At 77.8% G+C, this 853-nt stretch carries 1 protein-coding gene; it reads left to right on the top strand.

The window, feature by feature from the left end; translation table 11 throughout:
* Positions 1 to 853: hypothetical protein (locus GSF22_RS33930; protein ID WP_307804523.1), on the top strand; the 853-nt coding region annotated here is incomplete at both ends.

The following is an 853-nucleotide window of genomic DNA, read 5'->3' as shown; positions in this document are numbered from 1 at the left end:
CCCCGGCCCCACGCCCGACACCAGCCGGCACCGCCCGCGACCTGCGGTCCCGGCGACGTGGTTCCACCCTCTCGGCGGTCACCGGTCCGGTGCTGCTGGTCGTGACGGCCCTGCCGCTGCTGTCCGGCTGTGGTGGCGGGACGGAGCCGGCACCCCCGACCGGGCCCTCCCCGGCCGGCACCACCGGGGCGCCGGCCGGCGCCGACGCCACCCGGGACCAGCTCGCCGCGCTGGCGGCCGCAGCCCAGGACCGCCACCTGACCGCCACGTACCGGTTCAGCGTGCCCGGACGGCCCGAGCGGACCGTGACGGTGACGAACGCCACGGACGACACCTGGCGGGTGGACATTCCGCAGAGCGCGCTCGGCGGTACCGCCGACGTCGCCCTGGCCCGGACCGGCGACGGCCTCTTCCAGTGCGCGCTGCCGACCGGGGCGCTGCCCACCTCGCCGGGCTGTGTCCGGGTCGCCGACCCGGACGGCGACCTGCCGGGGGAGATCGACCCACGGGTGCAGCACCCGTTCACCGACTGGCTGCGGGTGCTGACCGACCGGCAGTCGGCGCTCTCCGTGTCGGTGGCCCGACCGCTGCCCGGGGTCACCGGCACCTGCTTCTCGGTCGAGTCGACCTCGGCCTCCCTGAACCCGCCGGTCGACGTCGGGATCTACTGCTTCGCCGCCGACGGCACCCTGACCGGGGTCCGGGCCGCCTTCGGTTCGCTGTCGCTGGCCGGTACCCCGGCGGCCGGCCCGGGGACGGTCCCCCTGCCGGGGCAGGTGGTCGACCGTGGGCCGCTGGGCCTGTCGGCACCTCCCCCGCCGACGGACGGCGTCCCGCCCGACGGGGCCACCCC

Origin of the sequence: Micromonospora echinofusca, from assembly GCF_017614955.1 — a bacterium.
GTDB lineage: Bacteria > Actinomycetota > Actinomycetes > Mycobacteriales > Micromonosporaceae > Micromonospora > Micromonospora echinofusca_A.
The sequence above is the reverse complement of the archived record's forward strand: the minus strand, read 5'-3'. Positions and strand labels throughout refer to the sequence as shown.